The organism is Streptomyces sp. NBC_00076, from assembly GCF_045041235.1.
In the GTDB taxonomy this organism is placed as follows: Bacteria; Actinomycetota; Actinomycetes; order Streptomycetales; family Streptomycetaceae; genus Streptomyces.
In genome coordinates, this window is record NZ_CP108242.1 from 9,468,539 (window position 1) to 9,481,499 (window position 12,961).

Annotated in this window: 7 protein-coding genes; 5 read left to right on the forward strand and 2 right to left on the reverse strand. The window is 72.7% G+C overall.

Annotated features, from left to right (window positions below; translation table 11 throughout):
- Positions 1-151 precede the first annotated feature (151 nt).
- The 5 genes from OHA64_RS42440 to OHA64_RS42460 all read left to right on the forward strand — a co-directional run bounded on the left by OHA64_RS42440 (position 152) and on the right by OHA64_RS42460 (position 7,277).
- A complete protein-coding gene (locus OHA64_RS42440; RefSeq protein ID WP_405622527.1) occupies positions 152-1,834 on the forward strand; it encodes a cellulase family glycosylhydrolase in 1,683 nt (560 codons plus the stop codon).
- A 548-nt stretch (positions 1,835-2,382) separates the two neighbouring features.
- On the forward strand, positions 2,383-2,940 hold the full coding sequence (locus OHA64_RS42445) for a 2Fe-2S iron-sulfur cluster-binding protein (RefSeq protein WP_405622528.1): 558 nt from the start codon (positions 2,383-2,385) through the stop codon (positions 2,938-2,940).
- Positions 2,937-3,929: an FAD binding domain-containing protein gene (locus OHA64_RS42450; protein ID WP_405622529.1), complete on the forward strand. Its 993-nt coding sequence runs from the start codon at positions 2,937-2,939 to the stop codon at positions 3,927-3,929. Before OHA64_RS42445 ends, OHA64_RS42450 begins: the two co-directional genes overlap by 4 nt.
- Positions 3,926-6,043: a xanthine dehydrogenase family protein molybdopterin-binding subunit gene (locus OHA64_RS42455; RefSeq protein WP_405622530.1), complete on the forward strand. Its 2,118-nt coding sequence runs from the start codon at positions 3,926-3,928 to the stop codon at positions 6,041-6,043. Before OHA64_RS42450 ends, OHA64_RS42455 begins: the two co-directional genes overlap by 4 nt.
- On the forward strand, positions 6,036-7,277 hold the full coding sequence (locus OHA64_RS42460; RefSeq protein ID WP_405622531.1) for an XdhC family protein: 1,242 nt from the start codon (positions 6,036-6,038) through the stop codon (positions 7,275-7,277). Before OHA64_RS42455 ends, OHA64_RS42460 begins: the two co-directional genes overlap by 8 nt.
- A 252-nt stretch (positions 7,278-7,529) precedes the next feature.
- On the opposite strand, the gene OHA64_RS42465 is transcribed toward OHA64_RS42460, so the two are convergent.
- Positions 7,530-10,445 carry a glycosyl hydrolase 115 family protein gene (locus tag OHA64_RS42465; RefSeq protein ID WP_405624344.1) on the reverse strand — a complete coding sequence of 972 codons (2,916 nt, stop codon included), beginning with the start codon at positions 10,443-10,445 and terminating at the stop codon, positions 7,530-7,532.
- 464 nt (positions 10,446-10,909) lie between these two features.
- On the reverse strand, positions 10,910-12,796 hold the full coding sequence (locus OHA64_RS42470) for an NlpC/P60 family protein (RefSeq protein WP_405622532.1): 1,887 nt from the start codon (positions 12,794-12,796) through the stop codon (positions 10,910-10,912).
- Between the last annotated feature and the right edge of the window lie 165 nt (positions 12,797-12,961).

Genomic DNA, 12,961 nt, shown 5'->3' on the forward strand with positions numbered 1-12,961 from the left:
CATCGGCTCCACGACCTTCTGTTGACGGGTGACGGCGGTCGCCTCCGCCTGTGCGAAGTCTTGACGTGTACTGGACGCAATGGCTTCATGGGAGCGCTCCCATATATCTGTCGATGCAGAAGTTTCCTGGCGCTCACCCCCTGGAGCCGCAGTGAGAACAACAAGAAGCACGACACGAGAGAACTCCTTAGCCGGGCTGTTGGCCGGCCTCGCGACCCTCGTCGGGCTCGTCGTCCTCGGTGTTCTGTGCCCGGCCGTCGCCCAGGCGCAGTCGCCCCTCACCCAGGCGCAGTCGCCCGCGACCAAGGCCACCGGCCTCCACATCAGCGACGGCCGGCTGGTCGAAGGCAACGGCAACGACTTCGTCATGCGGGGCGTCAACCACGCCCACACCTGGTACCCGAACGAGACGCAGTCGCTGGCCGACGTCAAGGCCCTCGGCGCCAACACCGTCCGCGTCGTCCTCGCCGACGGCCACCGCTGGACCGCGAACAGCGCCGCCGACGTGACCGACGTCATCGCCCAGTGCAAGGCCAACCGGCTCATCTGCGTGCTGGAGGTGCACGACACCACCGGCTACGGCGAGGAGGCCGCCGCCGGCACGCTCGACCAGGCGGCCGACTACTGGATCGGCCTGAAGGACGTGCTGGCCGGCCAGGAGAACTACGTCATCATCAACATCGGCAACGAGCCCTGGGGCAACACCAGCCCCGAGGGCTGGACCGCCCCCACGATCGCCGCGATCCAGAAGCTGCGCGGCGCCGGTTTCCAGCACACGATCATGGTGGACGCGCCCAACTGGGGCCAGGACTGGCAGGGCGTCATGCGCGCCAACGCCAAGACCGTCTACGACGCCGACACCACCGGCAACCTGATCTTCTCGATCCACATGTACAGCGTCTATGACACCGCGGCGGAGATCACCGACTATCTGAACGCCTTCGTCGACGCGAAACTGCCCCTTCTCATCGGCGAGTTCGGCGGTCCCGCCGACCAGTGGGGCGACCCCGACGAGGACACCATGATGGCCGCCGCCCAGCAGTTGAAGCTCGGCTACCTCGCCTGGTCCTGGAGCGGCAACACCGACCCGATCCTCGACCTGGCGATCGACTTCGACCCGAGCCGGCTGAGTTCCTGGGGCCAGCGCATCTTCAACGGCGTCAACGGCATCGCCCAGACCTCCAAGGAAGCCACGGTCTTCGGCGGCGGCAACCCGGGTGACACCCAGGCCCCGACGACTCCCGGCACCCCGGCCTCCTCCGCCGTGACGGCCACCTCCGCAGCCCTCACCTGGGGCGCCGCCACCGACAACGTCTCAGTCACCGGCTACGACGTCGTCCGGGTCAGCGGCACCTCGGAGACCAAGGTCGCCTCCTCGACCACCAACTCCGTGACCGTGACCGGACTCACCGCCGGCACCTCGTACACCTTCGCCGTCTACGCCCGGGACGCGGCCGGCAACCGGTCGGCCCGCTCCGCCACGGTGAACGTGACCACCGGGAGCGTCCCCGCCGGGACCTGTTCCGTCGGCTACCGCGTCGTCGGCGAATGGCAGGGCGGTTTCCAGGGCGAGATCGCGATCCGCAACACCGGCACCACCGCCATCAGCGGCTGGAAGCTCGCCTTCTCCTTCGCCAACGGCCAGACCGTCGCCAACATGTGGGGCGGGACCGCCACCCAGAGCGGCGGCTCGGTGAGCGTGACCCCCGCTTCCTACACGTCCACCATCTCCGCGGGCGGCTCGGTCACCGTCGGATTCATCGGCACCAAGGCCGCGACCAACACGGCCCCGACCACCTTCACCCTCAACGGCAGCGCCTGCTCCACCACCTGACGGGTGGTAGCCCTGCCCACGGGGGTCGCGCCTCCGCGGGCAGGGCGTACAGCCCGACCTCAGGCTCTGGTCGCGGAGTTCCGGGAGCCCGCCCCGCCACCGGCCGGCGATGGCAGAAAAAAGTCGTCCGCGTTCTCCGACGTGCTCATGGCCCGGCGGAGCGCCCCACCGGTCCGGCCTTCGCTCCGGCGAACCAGGTGCGTCCGTCGACTCGCGCGGCGCCCGGTCGGGTTCCCCCGCGTCGAGCAGCACGGCCGCGATGTCGGCGACCTCGGCGACCGCGCTCGGCGGGGCGACCGGCGCACGCGTCAGTTCGGCCTGCGCCCCGTCCAGGATGCGTTCGCGATCGTGTCGCGCGTCCGAGCGCAGGGCGCGCGCCCATCTTCTGCGGCACTGATCCTCTTCGCGGTCTCGCGTCCGAAACCGGTCCTTGCTGACCAAACATCTGTCCACTACGTTCGGTGTTAGCGGACAGTTGTCCGCTTGAGCGCACTCTAGGGTCGGACCCTCGCCCCGACCCACCCCGGATACGCGAAAGAAGACTGATCATGGCTCCAGCCCCCGCGACGACATCCAGTGCCGTCACTTTGAAGATCAACGGCGAGAAGCACACGTTGTCCGTCGACCACCGCACCACCCTGCTCGACGCCCTGCGCGAGCGCCTCGACCTGACCGGCACCAAGAAGGGCTGTGACCAGGGGCAGTGCGGGGCCTGCACGGTTCTGCTCGACGGTCGCCGGGCCGTGTCCTGTCTCCAACTCGCCGTGGCCGCCGAGGGACGCGAGATCACCACCATCGAGGGCATGGCCGAGGGGGACCGACTGCACCCCGTGCAGCAGGCGTTCCTCGACCTCGACGGCTACCAGTGCGGCTACTGCACGCCGGGCCAGATCTGTTCGGCCGTCGCGGTGATCGAGGAGCACGCGGCCGGCTGGCCGAGCGCCGTCACCGACGACGTCAGTCCCGAGGCCGGGCCACCACCCCTGAGTGCCGAGGAGATCCGGGAGCGGATGAGCGGCAACCTGTGCCGCTGCGGCGCGTACGTGTCGATCGTCGAAGCGGTCGCCCGCGCGGCCGGCAACGCGACCACGGAGGCGACGGCATGAAGGAGTTCGACTACCGGCGCGCGCACGACGTCTCCGGCGCCCTCGCCCTGCTCGACGCCGACCCGGAAGCCCGCTTCCTCGGCGGCGGCACCAACCTCGTCGACCTGATGAAGACCGGCGTGGAACGTCCCGCCCGGCTCGTCGACGTCCGCGAACTCCCCCTGGACCAGATCGAGGGGACGGCGGACGGCGGCCTGCGCATCGGCGCGACCGTCACCAACAGCGACCTCGCCGCCCACCCCGACGTCCGCCGCCGCTACCCGGCGTTGACGCAGGCGGTCCTGGCCGGCGCCTCCGGGCAACTGCGCAACATGGCCACCGTCGGCGGCAACCTGCTCCAGCGCACCCGCTGCGGCTACTTCGCCGACCTGGCCAAGCCCTGCAACAAGCGCGTCCCCGGCAGCGGTTGCCCCGCCATCGCCGGCGAGCACCACAACCATGCCGTCCTGGGCGCCTCCGACCACTGCGTGGCCACCCACCCCTCCGACATGGGCGTGGCGCTGGCGGCCTTCGACGCCGTCGTCTGCTACGAAACGGCGGACGGGCCCGGCGAGTTGCCGCTCGCCGACTTCTATCGGCCCGTCGGCGACACCCCGCATCGGGAGACGGCCCTGCCGGCGGGCGCGCTGATCACCGGCGTCACCCTGCCGCCCGCCCCGGTGGCCGCCCACTCGCGCTACCGCAAGGTGCGCGAGCGTGCCTCGTACGCCTTCGCCATCGGGTCGATCGCCGCCGCCCTCGACGTGCACGACGGTGTCGTACGCGAGGTGCGCCTCGCGTTCGGAGCCGTCGCCTCCCGGCCGTGGCGCGCCCGGACGGCCGAACGGGTACTGACCGGTGCTCCGGCCGACGCCGAGACCTTCGCCGCCGCGGCCGACGCCGAACTGGCCGCCGCGAAGCCGCTGCCGCACAACGGATACAAGGTGACCCTCATGCGCAACCTCGTGGTGGCCGTCCTGACCGAACTCGCCGAGGAGGCCGCACGATGACCACCGCTCCCACGGCGCGCAAGAACGCTGTCGGCACCGCCCACACCCGTGTCGAGGGCCGGGACAAGGTCACCGGAGCCGCCCGCTACGCGGCGGAGATCCCGTTCGCCGAACTCGCCCACGGCTGGCTGGTGTCGTCCACCGTCGCCCGCGGCCGGATCCGCTCGGTGGAGGACGGTCCCGTCCTCGCCATGCCGGGCGTGGTCGCCGTCCTGCACCACGGCAACGCCCCACGTGTCGAAACCGGTTATGTCGGGATGCTGGGCGTCCCGGACCCGACCGCCGCCGTCTTCCAGCACGACCGGGTGCCGCACCTCGGCTGGCCGGTCGCGCTGGTCGTCGCCGACACCTCCGAACAGGCGCGGGAGGCCGCCGAGGCGCTGGTCGTGCACTACGAACAGGAGCCGCACGACGTCGACTTCTCCGGCGAGCACCCCGACGCGTACCCGGTCGACAGCCACGGGCCGGCGGTGGCCGAGAAGGGCGACCTGGACGCCGAACTCGCCGCGTCCGCCGTCGTCGTGGACGCCGAGTACACCACCCCGGAAGAGCACCACAACCCGATGGAGCCGCACGCGGCCACCGCCCGCTGGGACGGCGGCCGGCTCGAACTCGTCGACTCCAACCAGGGCACCTTCTGGGTCGCGAGCGAACTCGCGAAGATGTTCTCGCTCGACCCGGCCTCGATCCGGGTGCGCTCCGAACACGTCGGCGGCGGCTTCGGCAGCAAGGGCGTCCGCGCCCACCAGGTGGCCGCCGTGATGGCCGCGACCGAACTGCACCGCCCGGTACGGGTGATCATGACCCGTCGGCAGATGTTCTCGCTCGCCGGCTACCGCAGCCCCACCCGGCAGCGCCTGCGACTCGGTGCCGACGCCGACGGGCGGCTGCGCGCGCTGGAGCACCGCTCCCTGAGCGCCACCTCCACCGTGCACGAGTTCATCGAGTCGGCCGCCGGCCCGGCCCGGACCATGTACGACGCCGACGCCCACCACACCACCAACCGGCTGGTACGGCTCGATGTGCCGACCCCGACCTGGATGCGCGCGCCGGGCGAGGCACCGGGGTCGTTCGCGCTGGAGTCGGCGATGGACGAACTCGCCGAGAAGTGCGACCTCGACCCGATCGAACTGCGTGCCCGCAACGACCCCCGGACGGGCCCGGTGTCCGGGCTGCCCTTCAGCGGACGCAATCTGATCGCCTGCTTCCGGGAAGGCGCCCGCAGGTTCGGCTGGGACGACCGTGACCCGCGCCCCGGCCTGCGCCGCGACGGCCGCTGGCTGCTCGGCACCGGCACGGCGGCTGCCTCCTTCCCGGCGGGTGCCGGCCCCTCCACGGCGGCCGTGACGGCGGAGGCGGACGGCACCTTCACCGTGCGGGTCAACGCCGCCGACATCGGCACCGGCGCCCGGACCGCGCTCACCCTGGTCGCCGCCGACGCCCTGGTGACCGCACCGGAAAAGGTCCGGGTGCGGATCGGCGACAGCGACCTCGGCCCCGCGTTCATCGCCGGCGGGTCGATGGGAACCCGCTCGTGGGCCTGGGCGGTCACGATCGCCGCCGAGGAACTGCGGGAGCGGCTCGCCCTCGGCGCGGACATCCCGGCCGAGGGGATCACCGTACGGTCCGACACCACGGAGGCCATCGGAGCGCTGGCCCAGAAGGAACGGCACTCCTTCGGCGCCCAGTTCGCCGAGGTCGCCGTGGACCCCACCACCGGCGAGGTCCGGGTGCGCCGCATGCTCGGCATCTTCGCGGCCGGCCGGATCGTCAACCCGCTCACCGCCCGCAACCAGTTCGTCGGCGGCATGACCTGGGGCATCTCCATGGCCCTGCACGAGGAGGCGGTCCGCGACCAGGCATCCGGCGGCCACTACGGCGCCGACCTCGCCGGCTACCACGTCGCCGCCCACGCCGACGTCCCGGCCATCGAGGCGGACTGGATCGACGACCCGGACCCCGACGACCCGGTCGGCATCAAGGGCATCGGCGAGATCGGCATCGTGGGCGCGGCGGCGGCCGTCGCCAACGCGGTCTGGCACGCGACCGGCGTACGCCACCGGGACCTGCCGATCAGGCCCGACCGTGTCCTGCTGGCGGGCGGACATGCTTGACATCGCGGAAGAGCTGCACCGCTGGGCCGATGAGGGGCGCGAGTTCGCCGTGGCCACCGTGGTGGCCGTCGGCGGCAGCGCCCCGCGCGGCCCCGGCGCGGCCCTCGCCGTCGACGGCGAGGGCACGGTGATCGGCTCGGTCTCCGGAGGCTGTGTGGAGGGCGCGGTCTACGACCTGTGCGAGCGCGCTCTCCACACCGGCGAGACGGTCCTCGAACGGTTCGGCTACAGCGACGAGGACGCCTTCGCGGTGGGCCTGACCTGTGGCGGGGTCATCGACATCCTGGTCACACCGGTCCGCGCGGACGCGCCCGCGCGGCCGGTGTTCCGGTCCGCGCTGTCGGCCGTCGCCGGGGGTGCGTCGACGGCCGTCGCCCGAGTGGTACGAGGCCCCGCCGAACTCCTCGGCACGGCCCTGGTGGTGCGCCCCGACGGGTCCTACGAGGGCGGACTCGGCGGCCCCGACGCACTGGACGCGACGGCCGCCGCCGAGGCCCGGGCCCTGCTGGACGTCGGCCGCACCGGCACCCTTGACCTGTCGGCGAGCGCAGCGAGATGGGGGTCCCCCCGGACGGAGTCCGGGGGAGGCTCGCGCTGCCCCGGAGGCCTGACCCTGCTCGTCGAGTCGAGCGTGCCGGCGCCCCGCATGATCGTCTTCGGCGCGATCGACTTCGCCGCGGCGCTCGTGCGTGCCGGGAAGTTCCTCGGCTACCACGTGACCGTGTGCGACGCCCGGCCCGTATTCGCCACCCGGGCCCGCTTCCCCGAGGCCGACGACATCGTGATCGACTGGCCGCACCGCTATCTGCGGGGCACCGCGACCGACGCGCGCACGGTGCTGTGCGTGCTCACCCACGACGCCAAGTTCGACGTGCCCCTGCTCACGGAGGCCCTGCGGCTGCCGGTCGCCTACGTCGGCGCGATGGGCTCCCGCCGCACCCACCTCGACCGGGAGCGTCGGCTGCGCGAAGTCGGCCTGACCGAACGGGAGTTGGCCCGGCTGCGGTCGCCGATCGGCCTCGACCTGGGCGCCCGTACGCCGGAGGAGACCGCGCTGTCCATCGCGGCGGAGATCGTCGCGGTCCGGCGTGGCGGTACCGGCGCACCGCTGACCGGCTCGGGAACGCCGATCCACCGTGCCGAGCCGACCGCTCCGGCGTCGCCGGTCGGCGCGACGCGGACCCGGACGGCACGGGGACGAGGCCGAGCCGTCGAGCGCGCAGCACCGCGCTGACGCGGTACTCGTAACGGCGCCGCCGTTCGCCGTTCCAGAGTCCGGTCGAGCGACAGCGACGTTCTCGGACGTACCCCGGCACACGGGCGCCTGTGCGCACGAGGCGGGGGACCGGGCCGCGGCGGTCACCCGGCGCGGCCCCGCAGATTCCGTAGATTCTGTATGGGCCGCCGACGCGAGGACGGCGGCCCACCCGGGCCTTCGAGCGGAGCCGACGTTCTCGCGCCCGGGCCGGGCGATCGCCAACGGCGCCTACTGGGCGGGGGCGTCCACGCCCGGCGCGTACCCGGGGTCCGGGTTGAACACCGGGTGGTAGCTCTCCGGCGGCGCGAGATAGGTGACCGGAAGGCCACCGGTGTCCACGACGATCTGGTCCACGGCGATCGCCGCGTCCACCATGAACAGCCGCAGGACATGCTCGCCGGGTTCGGCGACCGTCACGGTGGCGGTCAGCTTCTCGACGCCCTCCTCGACGTTGCGGGCCCAGGCGTCCCCCCGGTTGCCGGTGGCGATCGCCTGGCCGGACAGCACGGCGGCCGGCTGGTCGTCGAGGGCGACCGCCACCCGACGCAGACCGCGCTCGTCCAGGGAGGGCAGCCGGAACACGGTCACGGCGAAGCTCCCGACACTCGCGAAACGCACCCGGTACCGCAACTCCGGGGCCCGGCTCGCGAAGTCCCCGGTGACCGGCGCCGCGGTCGAGGGGACCGCCTCGACGGCGCCCGTACGACGCCCCAGCCCGCGCACGGTCCGCCAGCGGGCCCCGCCGCGCGCCACCCGCCGCTCGGTGTGCACGGCGTCGATCGACACATACCCGTGGGCCTCGACGAACCCGCGTGCCCGACGGCGGGCCCGTTCCCCGTCGTTGACCACCCGCAGCGGCACCTCGACACGCCGCCCGGCCCCGCCGACGGTCACCGTGGCGCTGTGCCTGCCCTCGGGCACCCGCGCCCAGTCCACCTCCACCCACACCCGGGCCTGCTCGGTCAGTGAGCCGCCCGCCGCACTCAGCCGCACCCAGGGGTGACTGGCCTCGGCCGTCCAGTCCATCGCCAGGAAGCCGGTGTTGAAGACGTCCACGAAACGCCGGTCGCGGGTGAACGAGCAGAACGACAACGGCCGGTCGGTCCCGGTCTCGTTGCCCTCGGCGGCGACGCCCAGCCCGGAGCTCTCCTGCCGGGCGATCCGGGTGACGGCCGGCCGGCCGGGAGCCTTCGGGATCTGCGAGGGGTACGGGTTGACGATCCCGTCCCACTTCCCGCCCGCCACCTCGGTGTTGTACCGCTTGGTGATCGCCGCCTCCTCGGCGTGGGCGGCCTCGGCCAGGTCCGCGAAACGGTTGGTCCCGGCCCCGCGCCCCTGGCGGACCGCGAGCGCGTTGCGGTCGGCCCAGTAGTACTTCAGGTTCATCAAGTACGCCCCGTGCACCGGGTATTCGACGAGCTCGTAGAAGGCGTCCCGGTAGGCCTCGGGCAGCGTGGCGCCCAGGGCCCGGGTCCGTCCCAGCAGCCGGTCGTACGCCGCAAGTCGGCGTCCCGCCTCGTCGCCGTGGTGCACGACGGAGAACATCTGGCGGTCGATGAACTCCGGTCGCCGCTCGGCAGCGAGACGGTAGTACTCGGTGCGGATCGCGGTGATCTCCCGCCCGTGTCGCCGCCCGAACTGCCGCCCGTACCACTCGGCCAGGAAGTCCTCGACGTCGTCGGCGCTCCACCGGTCCACGTCCCAGGCCACGTCCATGGCGAAGGACAGGCCGGTCTCGATCGACTTGAGGTCACCCACGTTGAAGATCCACATTCGGTCGACGCCGTGCTCGTACACCCGGCGCAACTCCTGCCAGACCTTCGCGATCTGGGTGGTGTCCAGCCACAGGTAGCTGCGCGGACGACCCCAGTAGGAGAGGTGGTAGTAGATGCCGTTTCCGCCCGGCCGGTCGCGCTCCGTCCCGTTCGGCAGCTGGCGCATGTTGCCGTGGTTGTCGTCCGGCCAGATCAGCGTGACGTCCTCGGGAACCCGGACGCCCGCGTTGTACAGCTCCAGCACTTCCTTGTACGGGATGAAGATCTGCGGCTCGGCCGCCGCACCGACCTCCTCGGTGAGGATCCGGCGCTGGTCGGCGATGATGTCGTTCATCACCACGACCTTCTCCGCAACGGTGGTCGCGTACTTCGTCTCCAGCGCGCTGTCGTGCAGACCGCGCATGCCGAGCGTCCAACTGCTCTCGTAGGCCGAGTTCTGTCTCGCCCGGGCTCTCCAGTAGTCCGAGATGACACCGGGGTTCACCGTGTAGTCGTACACCGGCAGGCTGCCGTCCGGACCACGGTGCTCGGCGGCCCACGGGTCCCACTCGTGGACGCCGTTGCGCAGCAGGGCCTCGGGGTGGCTGGAGCCGACGACGATGCCGTACTCGTCGGCCAGTTCGGGGTTCTCCCGGTGCTTGTTGAAGAAGTCCGAGTACGGATGCATGGCGGGCCACAGGTAGTTGGCCTTCAGGCGCAGCAGCAGCTCGAAGACCCGCTTGTACGTCTCGGGCCCGATGTTCTTGTCCGGCTCCTGGGTTCGGGCGGACCAAGTGGTCAGGTTCTGCTCGTCGTTGATGAAGACGCCCCGGTAACGGACGGACGGCTCGGACCGCTTGAGGGGGCCCGCGGGCACGGTCACCGTGTCGCGGTGTTCGACGGGCACGTCGGCCCACCAGTACCAGGGTGAGACCCCGATGCGCTCCGAGGTGTCGTACACGCCGTAGATCGTGCCGCGCCGGTCGCTTCCGGCGATCACCAGGGCGCGTTCCACCCCGGGCAGCGGACGGTCCACCACCTGGGTCACGGACGCCTCCCAGCGCCCCTTCACCCCGGAGACGTCCAGACGCCGGTCGGCGACCAGCCGGTCGATCACCGGGCTCGCGCCCAGGGTGCCCACCACGACCAGCAGCGCCGCCCGTTCGGGCAGGGTGTGCCGCAGTTGGGGGCGGACGCCGGTGACTCGTTCCACGTCCGCCTGGAGGTCCCCGGCGGCGCGGATCACGGCGGGGTCGTCCGCCGCGTCCACGAACAGGTCGACGGCGGCGCCGCCCCGGGCCAGCGGGAACGCCGGGCGCCCCGACGGCGCGGCCTCGGCGATGGCGGGTAAGGCCGCCGGGAGCAGCGGGGCGACTCCGACGGCGGCCATGCCGCGCAGGAACGACTTGCGGGTGGGCGGCTGCGGCGGAACCTGGGGTTCGTGGTGCGGCACGAGACGCTGCCTTTCCGCGCCGGCCCGCGACGGCTGAGGGTGCGGGCCGGCGGCGGAGCCGAGCGCATGAACGGTGGAGAGGTGGCCGAAGAGGGGGAGGACGGCTGTGGTACGCGTTGGCATGGTCAGGCCAGAAAGCGCTTGCTATGCACCCTAGGTCAGGCACGGAGGGGGCGTCCAGAGGTGTGCGTGAGAGGGGTGAGGCCGGAAGGGGGCAAGGGGGGAGCGAGGGAATTGGGCGGCCACAGATCGGCGTGTGGGGGCACCGGCGGCGCTCGGAAAGCGGCGGCACTCGAAAAACGGCAGTGCTCAAAAACAGCGGGCCGGGCGCGCGCAGGGTCGAGGTGAACCCGCGCGGCCCGGCCGGCGTGACGTGCACGACGCCTTGGCGGCGCCCGGTCTCAGGCGGGGCGCACCGCGCCGCGGATCGCCGACTCGCCGGCGTGGAAGACAGACTCTTCGCGGATGTAAGACCCGGGGCCCGGCGCGTGGATCATCGTGCCGTTGCCGACGAAGAGGCCCACGTGACTGAGGTCGTCGAAGAAGAAGATCAGGTCCCCGACCCGGACTTCGGCGAGCGGGACCGCCGTGCCGACGGTCGCCTGCCCCTGCGCGGTGCGTGGGAGGCCGACCCCGGCGGCCTTCCAGGAGGCCTGGGTCAGCCCGGCCGCGTCGTACGATCCCGGCCCGGCCGCACCCCACACGCACGGCCGGCCGATCTGGGCGCGGGCGAAGGCGACCACCTTGGCGGCCTTGAGGTCGTACCCCGCGTCCGCCGCCTGGCCGGCCGGAACGGGCGCGACGGGGGCGGGCACGGGGATCGGGTCGACGGGTGCTGTGGTGGCGTACGCGGGGGCCGGGGTGACGGGGAGACCGGGCGGGAAGCCCTGGTCGGTCGGCAGGCCGGCGGGGTACGCGGAGGTGGCGTTGCCCGGAGTGAAGGTGGCCGCGGCGGGCGGGTTGGTGGCGTACGCGGGGGCCTGGGTGTGGGGCAGGCCGGGCGTCGGGGTTACGGGCACGACATGTGACGGCGTGAACGCGGGGTCGACCGTGAGACCGGGGGCGAGTGCGGTGGCCGGTGCGGTCATCGCGTTCGTGGCGTATGCGGAGCCCGGGGCGGCGGCCGCATCGGGTGTGGGTACGAAGGCGGGGCCGACCGGGCCGGGGGCGGGCATGGGGGCGGGGTCGGTCGGCAGGTTCGCACCGTACGCGGGGGCCTGGACGGTGGGCAGGCCGGACGTGGTCGTGAAGGCCGGGTGGTCGACCGGGAGGCCCGGGGTGAGCGCGGGGGCCGGGTCGGCGGTCAGGGGGTTGACGAACGTGGGGTCGGCAGTGACCGGCAGGTCCGCGGCCGGCGCGTAGCTCGGAGCGGCCGGCAGGTTCGCGGACGGCGGGTAGCTCGGGGTGGTCGGCAGATCCGGGGTGAGGTCGGTCTGCGGGAGGAGCTGCCACTGGGTGCCGGTCTGCGCGAAGTCCGGTTCCGCGGGAGCGGGCCAGGTGGCCTCGGCCGGCCGGGACTCGATCGCCGTGAGCGGCGTGCTGAGCTGCGCGGAGCGGTGGGCGGCCAGCAACTCGCCGGCCCGGGCGAGCTTTTGCTGGTTGCGCTGCTTGGTGGCCCGCAACGGCGACGATCCGGAGTCGGCGGCGGGTACGGCAGGCGCGGTGGACGCGGCGGACAGCGCCCTGGGGGCATCCTGCGAGGGCTCCGCGGCGCTCGGCAGCGCCGGAACGGATCGGGCGGTCAACTCCGGGGCGGACCCGGCGGTCAGCTCCGGGACGGCCCGGTCTGGCGTCCTCGGCCCTTCGAGGGCGTTGGCCGGCCGCTCGGCCGGGCGGGGCGGCCGGGTCTCTGGCGGGCGGGTCGGACGGGCAGGCGTCCGGCCGGACGGCAGGACGGCAGGGGTGGTCGGGCCCAGCTTGGTGCGGGCCACGTCGAACCACTGCCGGGCGACGTCGGTGAGCGCGGGAGCGGCGGTTTCACGGGCGTTGCCGGTGGCCGGACCGGCGCCGCGACGATCGGCACTCGCGGGCGCCCCGCCCCGCTGGCGCGGGATCGCCGCCGCCCGCGTCGCGTTGTAGTTCCCCGTGTCGGTCTCGGCACGGTCGTAGAGGCTGTTGACCCGCTGCTGGACCTCGTCGCGGCTCGGGGCGTCGTCTCCCGTGGCGGCCGCCGCGCCCGCCGTCTGCGAGAGCAGGGCCACGGAGGTGAGGGCCGCCGTCGCCAGCGCGGAGTTGCGCATACCCGGGAGACCGTTTCCGCCGGGGCGCGAGGTTCGTTCCGGCGCCATGGGGGCCGTGCTCCTTCCGTGCTCGGGCACGCGACTCGGCGGGTTCGCCGGAGGGAGTCGTGTGGCCCATGAGCCAACTTAGCCAACTTGTGTGACTAGTGTGAAGATTGAGGAGTCAAATGTCCGATACGTGGCTGTGACCTTCGTCCCTCTGTGCTTGCAGGG